Genomic DNA, 19377 nt, shown 5'->3' with positions numbered 1-19377 from the left:
CAAGTAATGCAGTAGAACAGGAAATCTCTATGGCGATTCCGGTACTCATATGCGACGACTCTGCGCTGGCGCGAAAGCAGATGGCCCGTACTCTTCCCAAAGATTGGGAGGTAGACATCAGCTTTGCCGCCAATGGCGCCGAAGGACTGGAGGCAATTCGCGCCGGCAAGGGCGAGATTGTCTTTTTGGATCTCAACATGCCGGTCATGGACGGCTACGAAGTGCTGCAAACGATTCAGCAGCAAGACCTGCCGGCCATGGTGATAGTCGTCTCGGGCGATATACAAATTAAGGCTCATCAGCGAGTCAAGGCCTTGGGCGCGCTGGATTTTATTCAAAAACCCGTCAGCGCAGATGCCATCAGCAGCATACTGCAGGAATATGGCATTTTGCAGTTGGCCGAAGGCGGCGAAAGCAATGAAGAGCCAATGATCCAGGTGGATATGCGCGATGCCTGCCAGGAGGTTGCCAACGTTGCCATGGGCCGCGCCGCCGATCTGCTGGCCAAGCTGTTGGATGTATTTGTGCTCTTGCCTATTCCCAACGTCAATGTGCTGGAGGTCAGCGAATTGACCATGGCACTCAAGGCCACAGAGGAAAGCCCCAAAATTTCGGCGCTGTGCCAAGGCTTTATCGGTGCCGGGATTGCCGGTGAGGCTCTGCTGCTGTTTCACGACTCCAGCTTTAAGGATATGGCCAAGTTGATGGGCCTGTCGGATCCCGAAGATGCCAACACAGAAATCGAGGTGATGATCGACACAGCTAACGTGTTGATCGGCGCCTTCCTCAGCGGTATCTCGGAGCAACTGGACATGCAATTCAGCCAGGCGCACCCTGTGGTGCTCGGGCGACATTGCACAGTAAACGATCTGATCCACGATAACTCAGATCGCTGGCAACGCACGTTGGCGATGGAGATCAATTATCGTATCGAAGATCACAATGTGCAGTGCGATCTCTTGCTGCTCTTTACCGAAGACTCCTTGCCGACGCTGAATTTCAAGCTCGGCTATCTGATGAACTGACAAAAACAGGTTTGCCATGGCAAAGGATTTGGATGCAATGAATGAACTGCACTGGCTGATCGATATGGTACAAACCATAGAGGTCGGCCTGGTGGTGCTGGACAGAGAGTACAATATTCAGCTGTGGAACGGTTTTATGGAGAACCACAGCGGCGTTTCTCCCAACGATATCAAGGGCGACAACCTGTTTGAACGTTTCCCGGATCTGCCGGCCAACTGGCTCAAGCAGAAGATGGAGTCTGTGTTTCTGCTGAAGAACCGCGCCTTCATCAGTTGGGAGCAGAGGCCCTATGTATTCAAATTCAAGAACTACCGGCCCATCACAGGCCGCGCCGAGTTCATGTTCCAGAATGTCACCCTATTGCCGCTGGCCTCTCTGACCGGGCAGATCTCCCATATCAGCATCATCATCTATGATGTGACGGATATTGCCATCAACAAGCTGCAGCTCAAGAGTGCCAACGAGCGCCTGGAACACCTGAGCCAAACCGATGGCCTGACCCAGCTGCATAACCGCAGACACTGGCAACTATGCATGCAGCGGGAATTTGATCGCCATTCCCGCTATGGCGATCCTGCCAGTCTGGTGATGTTCGATATAGATCACTTTAAGCGGATCAACGACAGCCTGGGGCATATCGCCGGAGACAGGGTTATTCAGCATCTGTCCCATATTCTCAGCCAAAACCTCAGGGAAACCGACTGCGCCGGGCGCTACGGGGGCGAAGAGTTTGCTGTGGTCTTGTCCCACACCAGCGCCGAGGATGCCCGCTCCTTTGCCGAGCGGCTGCGCTCTCAGGTGGAAAGCAGCCGCTTCAGCTTCAATGGTCAGCCGGTGCCCTTTACCATCAGCCTGGGGATCTGCGATCTGAGTGATGAGGTGGAAAACAGCGATCAATGGCTGGCCAATGCCGATCAGGCCCTGTACCAGGCCAAGGTTTCCGGCCGCAACTGTGTCAGTATTTTCAGTGATTGATCCACAGATGACGGCCAATAAAAAACCACCTTCAGCGTTAATGAGATAATTGTTTTTATTCATTTTTAACGCACGTGGATAGGCTCCCATCAAGCTTGAATTGCCTCCTCTTGGTGCATTTCCCGGCGTTTGAGATGACAGTTGAGTCAGTTTAAAAATAATATAACTCGACGCATCTCTAAAACTTAATTGGTTCGGATGTAACGACGGTAAGCTTTTAGCCATCAACACCCTCTTGTATCTGATGAAGTTTTAGGCCAACAGTACACACCATAATTCTTGGATAACCAACTCGGCAATTGACTGCGTAACGTAAAGCGACTCTCCAGAAGATGCTGCTTCACTTCCCGATAGCCCACTTCTATCTCCCATCGATGGGCATATAAATCCACTATCTCTGCCCCAGGATAACGCAAGGGGTCAGTTAATGAGGTCAAAATGGAAACCGACTTACCTTTTATCGTCTTCGTCAGTAAGCGAGCTTCAATACTGTCAGGCAGCATAGGCCACTTCTTTCTGGCTTGAGGCGTGGTGGCTAACTGCACTAGTTGGTCGTGTTTTCCTAAAGAGCGTACCACTTCATATTGCGTCCCTTTCTTCAACGGCAGCGGCCAGTGACTCTTCGGTTGAGCCTGTTACCAGGCGTGCAAAAGTCCTAACGAATGGAAGCCTCTGTCAAGCTGCAATGGTATGGCGATTTATGGAAACGGTTTCACCATTTCCGGGCAGCGGACACGGCAAAGAAGAAATGTAGCAGTATTGCAGTTATTTAGAGCCTTCGCTCAGCTAAAGGGATCTCTATTGTTGTACTGCTGTCTTTTACGCCCAGAAATAGCCGTTGCACTAAAAGCCTCATGCCGCAGCTATTTCCCCCTCCCCCTTGTTCCCTATAAACTAATGACAAAGCGGGACTGTTCACGATAGCATAAGCGAATGAAAAACCATCATTCACTAAGCCCCTCATTTTAATTGTAAATACAGGGGGATTTCGCGAAAGAGTGATGGCAAAAGCCCAGCTACAAGCTTAATGAAACAACTCGCAACAAGGACTTTGCATGAAACAAGGATTGGTATTTCTTGGCCTGACCCTGGGTGGCCTAACCCTCAATGTCAACGCTCAGCAGTGCGATCTCAGCATCACAGGTACTGTGCCCGAAGGGATTAGCCTGGATAAGTTGGTCGTTTCCACCTATGACAAGGAGCTACCGGCCACCAGCAGGGACTACTCCCTGTGCGCCAGTAAGCAAGATCTCCAAGTCGTCGGCCGCCATAGCCCCAACAACACCATCTACCTGATGGATAAGAGTGGTGCCATCCCCAGAGGCATCTATACCGCCGAAGTATTTATCCAGAGCGAGGCGATCACCTTGGGCCCGGCTTCCAGTTTGACCAAGCAAGCCTGTAACCTGCGCTGTGGCTACTATGCCAGTCAAAGGGTACAGAACTCTAAAGAGTTGCAACAACTGGCGGCCGAATACCAACGGCTGTCTGCCAAAGATGGCAAGGCGATTGGCGCCTTCCTTAGCCAAAACCAAGCCAAATTAGATCGAATCTATTACGGCGATATCCACCCTAAGCCATCAGCCCCAATAAGCACGGGCGATCTCTGGGTCGATCCCTACAGCGGCGCGGGACTCTACTTCGATGCCCCCGAAACCATACTCAACAGCACCTTTAGAGATTATGTGAGCTCCGAAGCCAGAGCGGCGCGGCAACAGGATGAGGCCATAGCCGAAGCGATGAAGCAGCATAAAGCTTCACTGCAAGCTCTAGTGAAGGGTTTCAACAGTTGGCAAGAGCGGGTGGAGGCCGTCAACAGAGTCAGCGCGGAGCTAAAGGCCAACCAGGATCCGGCGGCGATAAAGGTGGCGCAAATATTCGATCGCGGCCTTGAGGAAGCCGAGGCAACTCTTAAAAGTTACCTTACCAACGACAACAAGACCCCCATCGCATCTCTGACCCAGGCAAAAAAGACGTTCGAACTCTTGTTGGCCGACTGGACCAACGCCGCCTATATCCACAGCAAGGACAAACAGGCCTTCGCCGCCCTGTTCAGTGAGCAGTTTAAGCAGCAACTACCGATACAAGATCGCGAGTTGGACAAGGCGCTGAGCCGCCTTATCGATCTGCCAAATCATCTGGGGAAGTTGTCTATCGAGGATGGTTATCAGAACATTCAGCTGGAGTTTAACAATCTCCTGCCAGACTCGAACCAACGCTATGACTTTAAGGATGCCCTGCACAGCGTTAGCTTCGTGTATGAGAAGGGAGCCTGGCGACTCGACAGCGTCAGCCAGCTGCCCATTCGCCACTATGATAAGGGCTAGATATAAAATGGGAGTCAAAGGGGTGAGTTTGAATCAACACCTCAACCCCTTGATTCCCACTCTTTCAACAACTCTGGCATCTTGACTTTGTTCACTCTTAACACGCTATTTTTATCAAAATATAATAAACCAAGCCAAAGCAACAATTTATAAATCATAGCAAGCCATCATATTATCTAATCTCTTTATCATAGGTTTTCATCAATTTGGCCAAGGGAGTCATATCAATGTCATGGTCTTAAATTCGGGGGAAAGGTCAGTTTATTATTACTTGTTAGGGTAAAAAGTTAAGATCACGCCTAATCCACCTTGCTTGGTATCTTGCAGCATGCCCACCAGTTTCTAAATATATGACAAATGTAGCCATACACGAATCACAACGATATACATCACTACCGTTGTAAGGGTAATGCGATAAACTCACAGGAGCCATATCTGAAAATGGATTACTACCATTTTTGCTGTAAGTCTGATAACCGAGAAAAGTCATTGGTTCTATTTTACCCATAAAATGAAGTTTGTTTTCCAGGCCATCAGAGTTAGTCAAATGAAGCTTGGATTCCTTTCCGCACTCAGAACAAGAATTAGATTCTTGTTCTGCTACAACATTGAGTAAGTCATCGATATTCATAAAGCCCTCAGAACAGAAATCAAAATGGGAAAAGATGAGTCACTTCAATCCCTAAACCAATGCACCTATTTCAAGCTGTTTGCGGCTGTGGCTAAGCCATCAAGGTTGCTCAGCCCATGAGCATACAATGAGTATGTGATTGGGTGAGCCGACGCAGACAATAACGCCACGGTCGCAAACAGGAAGAAATAGAAGAAATATCAGTAGTCGAAACCAGGCTGGGCTTTAACCCCCGCCTCAAACGCATGCTTCACGCTATTCACCTCACTGACAGTATCTGCCAATTCAATCAGTTGCCTGTGGCAGTTGCGGCCGGTGATGATCACATGCTGCATGGGTGGACGATTTTGCAACGCATTTATCACTCGCTGCAGATCCAGATAGTGGTAGCTGACCATATAGGTGAGTTCATCGAGCAGGAGTATGTCTATGCTGGCATCCTGAAGCCATTTTTCGGCGGCCGTCCAGGCCTTTTCGGCGGCGGCGATATCCTTGGCTTTGTCCTGGGTGTCCCAAGTAAAGCCTGTGCCCATGACTTCGAACTTGACCCCGGCGCCTTCCAGTAGCTTGCGCTCACCGCACTCCCAGGTGCCCTTGATAAACTGCACTACGGCGCCCTGCTTGCCATGACCGACCGCGCGGGCCAGAGTGCCAAAGCCGGAAGTAGACTTACCCTTGCCGTTACCTGTGACTACCAGGAGTATGCCCTTCTCTTCGGTGGCGGCCGCGATTTTGGCATCCACCGCCGCTTTCACTTTCTGCTGCCGCTGTTTATGACGCTCTGCCTTGATATCGGTTTGATTATTATCGGTCACCCTGGTCTTCCTCTTTGAATATGTTGATTATTTTATTGAAATCCAGATGTTGCTCCAGCACATCGGCCAAACGATCCAGCTGTTGCTGACGCTGCTGATTGATATCCACTGTGCGGCCCTGTGGCGCCGTCATCCCGGCCCAGGTGAGCAGCAGTTCACAGGCCTCAGGGCTGTCAAACAGGCCATGCAAATAACTGCCGAGAATTTGATTATCCTCCGACAGCAGACCTTCGTTGCGGGGTGCTGTGGTTTTTGCAGGCTCAGTGATTTTTGCAGGCTCAGTGGCGCTGACACAGTTGGCGTCACTGCCTCGCTCATTAAGCAACAGTGGCTGGGTGCATCTGTCAGGGATCCGCGATGCTCCGCAGTGGATCTCATAACCGGAGACTGATGCCGATGATTGCCCAAGCCTCAGGGTACCGCTGACATTGAGCAGCTGTTTTTCGACTTGCAGCTCGGTAGTGAGTGGCAGGTAGCCCAGCCCTTGGCTGGTACCGGGCAAGTCTTCCAGTCCCAAGGGGTCGGCAATGCTCTGCCCCAGCATCTGAAAGCCGCCGCAGATACCCATAAGCTTGCCGCCATAGCGCAGATGACGGGCTATGCCCTTATCCCAGCCCTGTTGGCGGATAAAAGCCAGGTCGGCGCGCACATTCTTGCTGCCGGGCAGCAGCAGGAGATCCAGCCCTGGAAGTTCGCCCTGATGGGTCGGCCCTATATAATAAAACTCGATATCCGGATGCAGCCGCAGCGGGTCAAAGTCGGTATGGTTGCTGATCCTGGGGTACACCAAGACGCCGACTCGCAGTCGCGTCCCAGTTCTTTCAGATTGAGTTGTTTCAGATTGAGCTCGTGCTGATTGAGCTGTTACCGCCTGCTCGGTAGCAGCCTGAGACTGAGCAGTTGTTTGCACCAGTGCATCTTCGGCGTCCAGATGCAGGGCATCGAGGTAGGGCAATACGCCCAATACCGGCTTGCCGGTGTGAGCCTCGAGCCAATCCAGCCCGGACTGCAGCAATGAGATATCACCGCGAAAACGATTGATCACAAAGCCCTTTACCCTAGCTTGCTCACTCTCGGACAGCAGGGCCAAGGTACCGACCAGGTGGGCAAATACCCCGCCCTTGTCGATATCGGCGATGAGGATCACCGGGCAGTCCACCGCTTCGGCAAAGCCCATATTGGCAATATCGCCCTGGCGCAAATTGATTTCGGCCGGGCTACCGGCGCCTTCTACCAACAGCCAGTCAAACTCCTGCTGCAACCTGTGCCAGGATGCCAACACCGCCTGCATGGCAGCGGCTTTATAGTCACGACTCTCGGGGCCGAAAAAGGCGGCGGCTTCCAGGCTGGTCAGCGCCTTGCCCTGAATAATCACCTGCGCCTTGGTATCTGAGCTGGGTTTAAGCAATACCGGGTTGAAGTCGATTCTCGGCTCAAGACCGGCGGCCACCGCCTGCAGCGCCTGGGCCCGGCCAATTTCACCGCCATCCCGGGTGACGGCGCTGTTGAGTGCCATATTTTGCGGCTTGAAGGGGGCCACTCGCTGACCATGACGATGAAACACCCGGCAGAGTCCGGCTACCAAGGTGCTCTTACCGGCATCCGAAGTGGTGCCCTGCACCATAAGGCTGCGGCCAGGCCGGGCCAGAGCCGAAAATTCAGCTTTAAGTTCTGCGCCATTATGGGGTACTGGGTTACTCATGCCTTGCCCCGCGGATCCGGGCTTGTACCCGAAGCACTCAAGCCTAGGGAGCCACTGCTATCAGAGCTCACAGGCTTTAACGCCAGCGGTAAACCGGCGACCACCAGAGTGACTCTATCGGCCTTGGCGGCCAGCGCCTGATTGAGCCAACCGGCCTCATCCACAAAACGCCGACTCAGCTCCCCAAGCGGCACTATGCCGGAGCCAACTTCGTTGCTCACCAACAGCAGATCGCCGTCAAATCCGGCTACCGCCTGCAGCAAGGCCGCGCGTTCGCTAGCCATATCGGCACCAAAGCAGAGCTGGTTACTGAGCCAAAGCGTCAGGCAGTCTACCAATACCGGCGCTCCAGAGCCTGAGCGCTGCCCAAGCGCCTTGGCCAAATCGAGCGGCACCTCGGCCAACTGCCATTCGAGGCTGCCACCTTGGCGCGCAGTTTGATGGTGGGCGATACGCCGAGCCATCTCCTCATCGGCGGACTCGGCTGTTGCCAGATACCAGGGGCGGACATTGGCCGGGCACAAGTCGGCCAGTTGCCGCTCGGCGTAACCACTCTTGCCGCTGCGGGCACCACCCAGAATAAGATGGATCATGCCGGGCTGCCCCCCAATGCCAGCAACAGCATATAAACCACCAGCTCACTCACCTGCTGCGCCGCTCCCAGGGTATCGCCGGTGTAACCGCCAATCTGGCGCCGGAACCAGAATACCAGGGCCCAACGCAGCAGCAACATGGTCGGCAATAGCCAGAACAGCAGCGTGGTGGACAGCAGTGCCGTCAGCACAATTCCAGTCAGCAGCAAAATACCCAACTCATTGAGCCCCTGCTGCTGCGCCAAAGGTTTGCTCTTGCCCTCGTCGCGAACATAGGTTTCGCTGAAGATAATGCTGGCCGCCGTCACCCGGCTGACACAGTGCGCCAATACCAGGGCCAGCGCCGCCTGGTTGATGTCGTAAAGTGCTAACTCCAGCAGTAACTGGTACTTGAGCAACAACACCAACACCAATGCCAAGGCGCCATAGCTGCCAAGGCGGCTGTCTTTCATGATTTTCAGTTTGTCTTCAACCCGCCAACCGCCGCCGAAACCATCGGCGGTATCGGCCAGGCCATCTTCATGAAAACCGCCGGTAACCAGCACACTGCTAATCATCGCCAGCACTATGGCGATGGAGCTTGGCAATATGCCGGCGGCCAGCAACAACACCAAGGCGGAGATCAAGCCCACCACCACGCCCACCAGGCCAAAGTAGCGGCTGGCCTTGTTGAGGCTGTCGCTGTCCACCGTCAGGGCGCTGGGCACAGGAATACGGGTGAAAAAACCTATTGCGATCAAAAACAGCCGCAGCTGCCCGAGCCAGAATCCCATCAGAACACCTCTTGGGTAGCCGGCTCTACCACCTTGTCGACCCCGGCTTCACCAAAGCTGGCCATCTGGTTGTAGAAGTTGGCCGCCGCCTGCACCAAAGGCAGCGCCAGCGCCGCGCCCGAGCCTTCGCCCAACCTGAGCCCAAGCCGCAGCAAAGGCTTGGCGGACATGGCCTCGAGCAGCAACTTGTGGCCGCGCTCTTCAGACTCATGGGCAAAAATAAGATAATCCCTCACCCCCGGCGCCAAACGCACAGCCGCCAGCGCCGCTGTCGACGCGATAAAACCGTCCACCAGCACGGGCACGCCAAATTCGGCCGCCGCCAACATGGCTCCTGTCATCTGCACTATTTCAAAGCCACCCAGGCAGGCGAGGATACTGAGCGGCTCGGTCAGCTCGCAGTGGTGCAGCAGCAGTGCCTGCTCTATCAGCAGGCATTTGCGCTTAAGCGTCGCGGCATCTATACCGGTGCCGCGGCCGACACATTCACTCACAGGAAGGCCGGTCAGGGCGGCCATCACGGCGGCGGCAGAAGAGGTGTTGCCTATTCCCATCTCCCCCAGCGCCAGCAGGTTGCTGCCGGCATCGATATGGCGTTTTACCAAGGTGCGCGCCATGGCAAACCCTTGATGCACAGCGCCCAGAGTCATGGCGGCGCGTTTGTGGATAGGCCCGGTACCGGCGCCCAGACGCTGCTCTGTAACCTCGGGGATCCCCAAGGGGCTGAGAATGCCGCAGTCAATCACCTCCAGCTCGAAGCCGGTCTGGCGACAAAACACATTGATGGCGGCGCCGCCGGCAACAAAGTTGAGCACCATTTGGGTGGTCACCTCGCTGGGGGCAATCGACACCCCGGCCGCGGCAATACCATGGTCGGCGGCAAACACCAGCATCACGGGACGGCGGATGACCAACTCATCAGTAGCGGAACCGAGCTGAATGCGCCCCAATTGCAGCGCCAAAGCCTCCAACTCACCCAAAGCGCCCAGGGGTTTGGTCTTGTTGTCTATGCGGGCCTGAATCGCGTCATCCAGCGCGTGATTGATTGCTGCTACCTGGTACATCCTTCCCTCTCTTATCGTTATTGGCCGCGTTTACGCAGCACCATCAGGAAAAACAGACTGCCGATGGCCGAGGTGATCACCCCCACCGGCAGCTCTTGGGTGGGCAGTATGCTGCGAGCCAGCACATCGACCCAAACCATAAACAGGCCGCCCGCCAGTGCCGTCAGCACCATGGGGTGCTGCCCCGGCAGCAACAACCTAACAATATGAGGCACCATCAGCCCCACAAAACCAATCCCGCCGCAGTGGGCCACCAGAGTGGCGGTAATAATCGAGCATAACAGCAGCATGGAAACCCTGAGCCTTTGCACCCTTATTCCCAGAGTGTGGGCGGTTTCATCACCGGCAAGCATCGCCAGTACCTGGCGCTTGAAGGCCAGGATCACCAGCAAGGCCGCCAGCACCACCAGAGTGGGCAGTCCAAGCCCATCCCAACTGGCGCGGGCAAAACTGCCCAGGCTCCAAAACAGCAAGGAGGTGGTAGCCTGCGGGGTGGAAAAATACAAGATCAGGCTGGTGAGGGCACTGAACATAAAGGAGATGGCGACCCCGGAGAGCAACATTCGCTCTATCTGGTTGCCGATATTCCTGCCCGCGAGCAGCAGTACCATAAGCACAGCCAAACTGGCACCGATAAAGGCTCCCAGCGGCAGCGATACCCCGGAGATGGCCGAACTCAGCCCAAGGCCGGTCGCCAGGGCGACCGAGACCACGGCGCCGAAGCTGGCGCCCGAGCTGATACCGAACAGGTAAGGATCAGCCAGCGGGTTGCGGGTCACCGCCTGCAATACATAACCCGACAATGCCAGACCGCTGCCGGCGATAAAGGCCAGCAAGATACGCGGCAGGCGCAGATCCCAGACAATACGCTCGCTGATGGCGGACGGCTCCCCCACGCCCAGCAGGTGTTTGCCAATCACTCTTGCCACATCGAAGAGACTGATATCGGCGGCGCCAAAACCGGCGGCGGCCAAGGGTGTCAACGCAGTGCCGAGCAGCAACAGCAGCCAGCACCAGTAAAGTCTGGGCAAGGGTTTGAGAAACCAGCCAATAAGCGAGCGCCCCGGTGCGACCATGGAAGTATTCATGCGCCACCTCCCACCGAGCCTGGGCGCCGGTCAGTTTCCTTGTGGGCAACACAGGTTTCGGCCGAGGCAGGCCCTGCCATAGGCTCGACTATCGCAGCGCCGTGAACCTTGCCACTAGCGAGAGCCGCCGAGCTTACAGCCTTGCCGTGACCAGGCTCTGGCGACTGATAGCCATAAAAGTAGTGGATCAGCGGCCTTCCCAACTGCGGATGCGTCCCCACCTGGCAGCAGACACCGAAGACACCGGCAATTCTGTCTTCGGTCAATACGCTCTGGGGCGAGCCGTGGGCAATACGGCGGCCGTTATCCAACAGCAAGAGTTCGTCACACAGGGCCGAGGCCAGATTGAGATCGTGAATCGAGGCGATCACCGTGACCCCCAGGCTGCGCACCAGCTCGAGGATCTGGATCTGATAGCGGATATCCAGATGATTGGTGGGCTCGTCCAGGATCAAAAGCTTGGGGCGCTGCACTATGGCGCGGGCAATCAAGGCCCTTTGCTTCTCACCGCCGGAAAGCTGCGCGAAAGGCTCTGCGGCCTTGTGCTGCAACCCGACCTGCGCCAATGCCGCCTGCACCTGGGCCTTGTCGGCCGCCGATGGCATATCAAACAACCCCTTGTGGGGAGTCAGTCCCATGGCCACTAATTGAGTCAGATCCAGTGCCAGTTGGGCCGGGGTATCCTGCAGCACCACGGCCACCTCTTTGGCGAAAGCTTTGGCTGACAAACTATTGATATCCTGCCCAAACAGCTGGATCTGACCGCTGTCCGGGCGGATATAACGATAGAGGCAGCGCAGCAGGCTCGACTTACCGGCACCATTGGGGCCTATGAGCCCGAGCATCTTGCCACTTGGCAGCTCAAAACCCACATCGGCCAATACGATGTGACCACCGGGAAGCCAGCTAAGCTGTTGCACCTTGAGTGCCAGGCTCATAACCGCCTCCCGACATTGAGCCTGTGACCAGCAGAAGGCTCAGGCTGCAGTGGAAGAATCATCTATTCGCTCCCCCGGTTTACCCGCCCGGGTTTCTGGTTTGGTTTATCAGCCTGGGCAGGTCTCCTGACTCGTCGCCAACGGCGACTCACAGTTGCGGGCACAGTCCGGGCTTTCCCGGTTCCCTGGGTTGGTTCACCTGCAAAGGTGCCAACACCCTGGCTGCTGCCGCACTTGGCGGCTATTTGGGGTTATTATCCCGGTTTTATCGTCCGGCACAATTGCCTGGCGCAATAGCGCAGCACTATTGCGGCCAGTGGAGCTTGCTGAAACACTGCCATTCCTGGTCACTTTCACCGCTGGCATCACGGCTGGCATAGAGGGTTATTCTGACCCAGGCCGCATAAGGTAGTTCCAAGGCGTTGAACACTGCCGCAGGCGGCATTTGCCCTGGCAGCAAAATCTCGGCCAGCAGCAACCGGATAACTCCGCTGTGAGTCAGGATCAGCGCTGCATCGGCACTTGCTGAGGAACCAGAGCCTTTTGAACCAGAGCCTTTTGAACCAGAGCCTTCGGAAGAATTAGCCTCTCTAGCAAGCCAGCGCTGCACCATAGTCTGCCAGCCATCCAACACCCGGCTACGAAAGGCTGGCAGCGATTCCCCGCCCGGCGGAGTATTGGCCACAGGGTCACGCCAGAAGGCTTCGGCCGCCTCGCTATGCTGCTGATAGACACTCGCCACCTTCATGCCGTCCCAGTCACCGAAGTCCAGCTCCCAGAGCCAGTCATGCTGCTGCAGTGGCGCCGGGAAATAGTCAGGCATATCGGCCTTGAGCTCGGCGGCAAAGGCCTGGCAACGCTGGGCCGGAGAACTCAGCAGCACCAAGCTTTGGGGCGCACTCGGCAACTGCTCCAGCTCACTACTGATAGCCCGCCAGCTACGCCACATCTGCGCTTTGCCCTCATCGCTCAGGGCCACATCACTGCGGCCGCGGATAATCTCACCGCCTTCACATTCGCCGTGCCGCAGCAGATAGATATTCAGTTGCCTATGTTCAGCCACACACTTCTCCCGTCAGAGTCCGGTGGTTACCGGGCCAATTTAACCTTGCCGCAGGCCGCCGGAATCCGTATATTATGGACGTCTATACGTATAAATGTCCAAAATAACTTTCCGCGCCCACACACGCCTTTGGCTATCATGCCAGATAGTGTCCCGGGCGTCAGGTCGGCAGAGATGATGTCGCGGATGCCAAGCGCCGCGAATGTAAAACAGCAATAAGACAGGTATGAAAGGTAACCCTATGGCGACTTCCCAGCACTCCCAAAGCCAGACAGAGCTCAAGCTCAAACAGACCCTCGAAGAGCGGATCCTGATTTTAGATGGCGCCATGGGCACCATGATCCAGGACTACAAGCTGGAAGAAGCCGATTACCGCGGCGAGCGCTTCAAAGATTGGCATTGCGATGTCAAAGGCAACAATGATCTGCTGGTACTGACCCAGAGCGAGATCATCAAGACCATTCACAGGGAATACCTGCTGGCCGGTGCCGACATCATAGAAACCAACACCTTCAACGCCACCACCATTGCCATGGCCGACTACGAGATGCAGAGCCTGGCGGCGGAGATCAATTACCAAGGCGCCAGAATCGCCCGCGAAGTGGCCGATGAGGTGGCCGCCGCCAGCGGTATTCCCCGCTATGTGGCCGGGGTGCTCGGCCCCACCAACCGCACCTGCTCCATCAGCCCGGATGTGAATGACCCCGGCTTTCGCAACATACATTTCGACGATCTTGTATTGGCCTACAGCGAATCTACCGAGGCGCTGATCGCCGGTGGCGCCGACATCATCCTGGTGGAAACCATCTTCGATACTCTAAATGCCAAGGCGGCGTTGTTTGCCATCGAAAATGTGTTCGAGAAACTGGACCAAAGGTTGCCGGTGATGATTTCCGGCACCATTACCGATGCCTCGGGCCGCACCCTGACAGGGCAAACCACAGAGGCCTTTTACCATTCTCTCAGACATATCAAGCCGCTGAGCATAGGCCTCAACTGCGCCTTGGGCCCGAAAGAACTGCGGCCCTATGTCGAGGAGCTTTCCCGTATCAGCGAGTGCTTTGTCTCGGCGCACCCCAATGCCGGTCTGCCCAATGAATTCGGCGGCTATGACGAGACTCCGGCGGAGATGGCAAGCGTGATAGGCCCCTGGGCCGAAGAGGGGCTGCTCAATATTGTCGGCGGCTGCTGTGGCACCACGCCTGCGCATATCAAGGCGATTTCTGAAGCCGTTAGCCTTCACGCACCAAGGCCGCTGCCTGAGCTGCCGGTGGCATGTCGCCTCTCCGGACTGGAACCCCTGACCATAGATGCAAGCAGCCTGTTTGTGAATGTGGGCGAGCGCACCAATGTCACCGGCTCGGCCCGGTTTCTCAAGTTAATCAAAGAAGGCCAGTACGAAACCGCGCTGGAGGTGGCCCGTGACCAGGTAGAAAACTGCGCCCAGATCATAGATATCAACATGGATGAGGGCATGCTCGACGGGGTCGAGATGATGCAGAAATTCCTCAACCTTATCGCCTCAGAGCCGGATATCAGCAAGGTGCCTGTGATGATCGACTCCTCCAAGTGGGAGGTGATTGAGGCCGGGCTCAAATGCATTCAGGGCAAGGGAATAGTCAACTCCATCTCCCTCAAAGAGGGCGAGGCCAAGTTTATTGAACAGGCCAAACTGGTGAAGCGCTACGGCGCCGCCGCCATCATCATGGCCTTCGATGAACAGGGCCAAGCCGACACACGGGAGCGCAAAACCGAAATCTGTACCCGCGCCTACCGGGTGCTGGTGGATAAGGTGGGCTTCCCGCCGGAAGATATTATCTTCGACCCCAATATCTTCGCCATCGCCACCGGCATAGAGGAGCACGATAACTATGCGGTGGACTTTATCGGCGCCATTGAAGATATCAAGGCCAACCTGCCCCATGCGATGATTTCCGGCGGGGTGTCCAACGTTTCTTTCTCTTTCCGCGGCAACAACCCGGTGCGGGAAGCCATTCATGCCGTGTTCCTCTATCACGCCATCAAGGCGGGTATGGATATGGGCATAGTCAACGCCGGTCAGTTGGCCATCTATGACGATATCGACCCTGAGCTGAAGCAGAAGGTAGAGGCCGTGGTGCTCAACCTGCCCTGCCCGGTTGCCGACTCCAGTAACACAGAGCAGCTGCTCGAGGTCGCCGAGAAGTATCGCGGTGGCCCGGGCGGCGCAGGCAAGAAAGAAGATCTCGAATGGCGCAAGTTGCCGGTCAACAAGCGCCTGGAACACGCGCTGGTGAAAGGGATCACCGAATACATAGACGCCGACACAGAAGAAGCGCGCCTGCAGGCCAAGCGGCCGCTGGATGTGATTGAAGGCCCGCTGATGGACGGCATGAACGTGGTGGGCGATCTCTTTGGCGCCGGTAAGATGTTTCTGCCGCAAGTGGTCAAGTCCGCGCGGGTGATGAAAAAGGCGGTCGCCTATCTCAACCCCTATATCGAAGCCGAAAAAGTCGAAGGCCAGAGCAACGGCAAGGTGCTGATGGTTACGGTCAAGGGCGATGTTCACGACATAGGCAAGAACATAGTCGGGGTGGTGCTGGCCTGTAACGGCTATGAAGTGATAGATCTCGGTGTCATGGTGCCGGTGGAGAAAATCATCGAAGTCGCCAAAGCCGAGAAGGTCGACATCATAGGCATGTCCGGGCTCATTACCCCGAGCCTGGATGAGATGGTGCACAACGTTAAAACCTTCGAGCGCGAAGGTCTGACCCTGCCGGCGATTATCGGTGGTGCCACCTGCTCCAAGATCCATACCGCAGTGAAGATAGCGCCTCATTATCCCCATGGCGCCATCTATATTGCCGATGCCTCGCGCGCCGTGCCCATGGTCAGCAAGCTCATCAACAATGAAACCCGCCAGGCCACCATAGACGAAACCTATCGCGAATATGAAATGATGCGCCAAAAGCGTCTGTCGCAGACCAAGCGCAAGCAGATAGTGCCCTTGCAGGTAGCACGGGATAACCGCTGCAGCCACGACTGGGCCAACTATCAAGCGGTGAAGCCCAACACCCCGGGGATCCAGGTGTTTGACGACTATCCGCTGGAGGACTTACTCGATCGCATCGACTGGACGCCGTTTTTCCGCGCCTGGGAGTTGCACGGTCATTTCCCGCAAATACTGGATGATGAAGTCGTTGGTACTGAGGCCCGTAAAGTCTATGCCGACGGCAAGGCGATGCTGGAGCAAATCATCCAAGAGAAGTGGCTCACCGCCAAGGGCGTTATCGGCCTCTTTCCCGCCAACAGCGTCAACTTCGATGATATCGAGATCTACACAGATGACTCTCGCAGCCAAGTGTTGCTGACCACCCATCATCTACGGATGCAGCTGGAGCGAGTGGGCAACCACAACTTCTGTCTCTCTGACTTTGTTGCTCCCAAAGAGAGCGGCGTGGCCGACTATATGGGGGGATTTGCGGTCACCACCGGCCATGGCATCGATGCCCATATTGCCCGTTTCGAGGCGGCCCACGATGACTACAGCGCCATCATGCTCAAGTGTCTGGCCGACCGCCTGGCCGAAGCCTTCGCCGAGCGGATGCACGAGCGGGTGCGGAAGGAGTTCTGGGGTTATGCCAGCGAAGAAAACCTGGATAACGAGGCGCTTATTCGTGAAAAGTACAAGGGCATACGCCCGGCTCCAGGCTACCCTGCCTGCCCGGACCACACGGAAAAAGGTCTGCTTTGGCAGCTTCTTAAGCCAGATGAGTGTATCGACCTCAAGATTACCGAGAGCTTTGCCATGTACCCCACGGCGGCGGTCAGCGGCTGGTACTTTGCGCACCCGCAATCACGCTATTTTGGGGTAAGCAACATAGGCCGAGATCAGGTGGAAGACTACGCCCGCCGCAAAGGGATGACAGTCGCCGAAGCCGAAAAATGGCTGGCCCCCGTATTGGATTATGATCCTGAGTAAAAGAGGCTCTTAAGCGAACAACTGAGCTGTTCAGGGGCTCTCGCCTATTCGGGTGAGGATCCCTGAATTCAAGACCGTTCCACATTTTTGATAACAGCCATACTCATCAAACACTTACTGTATCTCTCCTTCGCCCGTAAGCTGGTGCTTTTTGCAAGAACCTGAAACTGGGATTACTTTTAATGAGGTTGTCTCCATCACTTCATTGAAAAGGAATTCACTATGCGAACAGTGCATTTGGCCGCGGCCTTGCTTTGCCTATCTGGATGTACCAGTACACTCACCACAACGGTCATTAAAAGTAATGACGATCCCGGTGCAACATCGGCCAAGCAAGGTTTGGTTTACCATTTGCCGGCTTCATCGCAAACAGTAACGCTGACTCATAAATTGGTCTTTTGTCGTGTGGTCAATGATACCCTGGAGTTTGATTTCAACACTACCGCAACAGTCAAACAAACAGGGCATCCTGATCTAACCAAAGTATTCGTGATTAACCCTTCAGAGTTACATGCTTTCTCCAAAGCCTGGGGCATGAACGTGGTGATGCATCCTAATGGTTTGCTTAAATCCTTTTCCACCCATGCTGACGACAAATCCATAGAGTTGGGCATGGCGGCGATAAAAACCGTAGCCAACATTGCCGCCATTTCACAGGGAATTCCTATATCGATTGGTTCAGCTTCTCTCCCTCCAAGCGATAAAAACAATCAGGGGCAAGGCGTTACGCCTCCCAAAGCAGCTTGTATTCCAAAACTTTTGCATCAACCCTTGGTATCCGTGGTTATCGATAACCTGAAAGCTACAGTGACAAATAAACAAGGAGAGCTGAAGAAAAAACAGAAGCTCCTGGCCGCAAAAAAAGGGAATACCTCTGCAGAAGAAGCTGCGGTACTCAGCGCACAGAAAGCCGTATCCATGGCGACTCTTGAACTCGATACATTCCAGAAAGAAATCTCAGTGCAACGCGAATACACCATAGATACAGTATCAATCCCCCAAAATCAGCCTTATCTATTGCCTCTTGTTAGTGATGATTTCTTGCCTTGGGTAATATCCCGGGATACCGAGTTAAGAAATGACGTGGCGATAACTATGGCCAATAGATACCTATTTGGACTATCACTTGAAAAACTGGCTGATGTCGGATTAGCGAAAGAGAGCACCTTAAAAGCGGAAGAGGATTATCCGGGGTTGTATTACACAACGTTCGGAACCCGCAAACTACTATTAGTGCGACAAGACACTGCTAAGAAACAAAATAACCTGACGATGGTATTCAGCGGTTTTATTAATGCGCCTGAATTCGGCCACGTAGGCATTTTGCCCTACCAAAACCATATTGGAGAAAGTAACTCTTTTACGGCCGTATTCGACGCCAATGGTGCACTGACTTCAGTCGATTACGGAACTGAACGCCCTGCCTCAGAAAAAGTGGAGTCTGCCCTCTACGAGGTCACTGATTTTTATAGCGATTACGCCAATAATCGACAAACTATCCGCGATGCAGACAAGCTGGAGAGCCAGACATTGACCATCCACGCATTATCGATAGCCAATAGCACTTATCCGAACCTGACCGTTGATCAGTTAACCGCACGTGCCAGCATAGTCCAATCACTGCTCATCAAGCTTGGTGACACGGAGCAGAGTCGGGCGGCAATAACCTCTCTGTCGATGAACATAGACAATGACAATCTGATTCGATTAGCTGAGGCGTTATAAGCTGCCAAAGGTACTCGTCGGCTATCGAGTGGAACTGCTTAATATTTGCAATATAGGCAATTGGTTAGCCACCAATTGCCACTATGACTAGGGCTGATGTAATCGATATCCTGCTTCATTTTCTTTCACTAGTAAGGAAATACCTATTCGGGTCTGTTTCTTCTGTTAAAATCAGCGCAAATTGAATGTTTCAAACCAATGAGGAGCTTATGAATCCTATTATTGCCCTGCTGAAAGAGCACAATATCAGCGATGAACAAATAAACAGCCTGTTCCAGAGCCTGACCGAAAATCCCCTGATGGCCATGGGCACTCTGGGGCAGTTGGGATTGCCACCGGAAAAGCTGCAGGGGTTGATGATGCAAGTGATGCAGAACCCGGCACTGATCAAAGAGGCCGTCGAAGAACTGGGACTGGATTTCTCCAAGGTTGAAGCCGCCAAAGCCCAAATGAACAAGTCTGTTTAATCCTGTGCGCCCTCAAGGCCTGACTCATATGGCTTTGAGGGCCGATGTCATGTTCTGTCATTCATCAAGTATTGGGCTGACAAATTGGCAGTGCCATCAGCTCAGTTCGCTGCAACGCTTAGGAAGGTGCGAATAGGTCCTCGTGGCACTCTGGCTTACACAGCAATTGGCGCTCAAGGCATCTGACTGAAGGCATGCCGGGGCATGTTGAAGTCGGATAACGCAGAGA

15 protein-coding genes, 1 pseudogene and 1 riboswitch are annotated in these 19377 nt (G+C 54.6%); of the genes and pseudogenes, 6 read left to right on the top strand and 10 right to left on the bottom strand.

The features are described 5' to 3' along the window. Positions 1-29: 29 nt before the first annotated feature. Together HCX89_RS11485 and HCX89_RS11480 are read left to right on the top strand one after the other, a co-directional pair. On the top strand, positions 30-1025 hold the full coding sequence (locus HCX89_RS11485; RefSeq protein WP_025888766.1) for a response regulator: 996 nt from the start codon (positions 30-32) through the stop codon (positions 1023-1025). 16 nt (positions 1026-1041) lie between these two features. After that, positions 1042-2001 carry a sensor domain-containing diguanylate cyclase gene (locus tag HCX89_RS11480; RefSeq protein ID WP_025010319.1) on the top strand — a complete coding sequence of 320 codons (960 nt, stop codon included), beginning with the start codon at positions 1042-1044 and terminating at the stop codon, positions 1999-2001. A 39-nt stretch (positions 2002-2040) separates the two neighbouring features. Here HCX89_RS11480 and HCX89_RS11475 read toward each other — a convergent pair. Further along, positions 2041-2678 (bottom strand): annotated as a pseudogene (locus tag HCX89_RS11475) (transposase); the annotation flags it as partial. 378 nt (positions 2679-3056) lie between these two features. On the opposite strand from HCX89_RS11475, the gene HCX89_RS11470 reads away from it, so the two are divergent. Then, on the top strand, positions 3057-4328 hold the full coding sequence (locus HCX89_RS11470; protein WP_167716105.1) for a hypothetical protein: 1272 nt from the start codon (positions 3057-3059) through the stop codon (positions 4326-4328). A gap of 274 nt (positions 4329-4602) precedes the next feature. Here the strand turns inward: HCX89_RS11470 and HCX89_RS11465 are convergent, their stop codons facing one another. The 9 genes from HCX89_RS11465 to HCX89_RS11425 all read right to left on the bottom strand — a co-directional run bounded on the left by HCX89_RS11465 (position 4603) and on the right by HCX89_RS11425 (position 12995). After that, a complete protein-coding gene (locus HCX89_RS11465; protein WP_133087289.1) occupies positions 4603-4959 on the bottom strand; it encodes a hypothetical protein in 357 nt (118 codons plus the stop codon). Positions 4960-5159: 200 nt separating this feature from the next. Further along, a complete protein-coding gene (gene cobO, locus HCX89_RS11460; protein WP_028781212.1) occupies positions 5160-5774 on the bottom strand; it encodes a cob(I)yrinic acid a,c-diamide adenosyltransferase in 615 nt (204 codons plus the stop codon). After that, positions 5764-7398 carry a cobyric acid synthase gene (locus HCX89_RS11455; protein WP_096142565.1) on the bottom strand — a complete coding sequence of 545 codons (1635 nt, stop codon included), beginning with the start codon at positions 7396-7398 and terminating at the stop codon, positions 5764-5766. The genes cobO and HCX89_RS11455 overlap by 11 nt, the downstream gene beginning before the upstream one ends. A 74-nt stretch (positions 7399-7472) precedes the next feature. After that, a complete protein-coding gene (cobU, locus tag HCX89_RS11450) occupies positions 7473-8069 on the bottom strand; it encodes a bifunctional adenosylcobinamide kinase/adenosylcobinamide-phosphate guanylyltransferase (RefSeq protein WP_096142525.1) in 597 nt (198 codons plus the stop codon). Next, entirely contained in the window at positions 8066-8842 is a 777-nt protein-coding gene (locus HCX89_RS11445; RefSeq protein ID WP_071237201.1) for an adenosylcobinamide-GDP ribazoletransferase, read from the bottom strand. Before HCX89_RS11445 ends, cobU begins: the two co-directional genes overlap by 4 nt. Further along, the gene (gene cobT / locus HCX89_RS11440) at positions 8842-9906 is read right to left on the bottom strand and encodes a nicotinate-nucleotide--dimethylbenzimidazole phosphoribosyltransferase (protein ID WP_071237202.1); all 1065 of its coding nucleotides are present in this window, start codon (positions 9904-9906) and stop codon (positions 8842-8844) included. Before cobT ends, HCX89_RS11445 begins: the two co-directional genes overlap by 1 nt. A gap of 17 nt (positions 9907-9923) precedes the next feature. Continuing rightward, positions 9924-10994, bottom strand: coding sequence for an iron ABC transporter permease (locus HCX89_RS11435; protein WP_243888715.1), 1071 nt, complete (start codon positions 10992-10994; stop codon positions 9924-9926). Further along, positions 10991-11932, bottom strand: coding sequence for an ABC transporter ATP-binding protein (locus tag HCX89_RS11430; protein WP_096142524.1), 942 nt, complete (start codon positions 11930-11932; stop codon positions 10991-10993). The genes HCX89_RS11435 and HCX89_RS11430 overlap by 4 nt, the downstream gene beginning before the upstream one ends. Before the next feature lie 98 nt (positions 11933-12030). Then, a riboswitch (cobalamin riboswitch) is annotated at positions 12031-12168 on the bottom strand. A 68-nt stretch (positions 12169-12236) separates the two neighbouring features. Continuing rightward, positions 12237-12995 carry a histidine phosphatase family protein gene (locus HCX89_RS11425; RefSeq protein WP_167716103.1) on the bottom strand — a complete coding sequence of 253 codons (759 nt, stop codon included), beginning with the start codon at positions 12993-12995 and terminating at the stop codon, positions 12237-12239. A 241-nt stretch (positions 12996-13236) separates the two neighbouring features. On the opposite strand from HCX89_RS11425, the gene metH reads away from it, so the two are divergent. The 3 genes from metH (at position 13237) to HCX89_RS11410 (ending at position 19148) form a co-directional block, all read left to right on the top strand. Continuing rightward, entirely contained in the window at positions 13237-16956 is a 3720-nt protein-coding gene (gene metH, locus HCX89_RS11420; RefSeq protein WP_167716101.1) for a methionine synthase, read from the top strand. A 222-nt stretch (positions 16957-17178) separates the two neighbouring features. Then, a complete protein-coding gene (locus HCX89_RS11415) occupies positions 17179-18681 on the top strand; it encodes a hypothetical protein (protein WP_025011259.1) in 1503 nt (500 codons plus the stop codon). Positions 18682-18890: 209 nt separating this feature from the next. Beyond that, positions 18891-19148, top strand: coding sequence for a DUF2999 family protein (locus tag HCX89_RS11410; protein ID WP_025011260.1), 258 nt, complete (start codon positions 18891-18893; stop codon positions 19146-19148). Positions 19149-19377: the final 229 nt, after the last annotated feature.

Source organism: Shewanella sp. Iso12 (genome assembly GCF_012030025.1).
Lineage (GTDB): Bacteria > Pseudomonadota > Gammaproteobacteria > Enterobacterales > Shewanellaceae > Shewanella > Shewanella algae.
The sequence above is the reverse complement of the archived record's forward strand: the minus strand, read 5'-3'. Positions and strand labels throughout refer to the sequence as shown.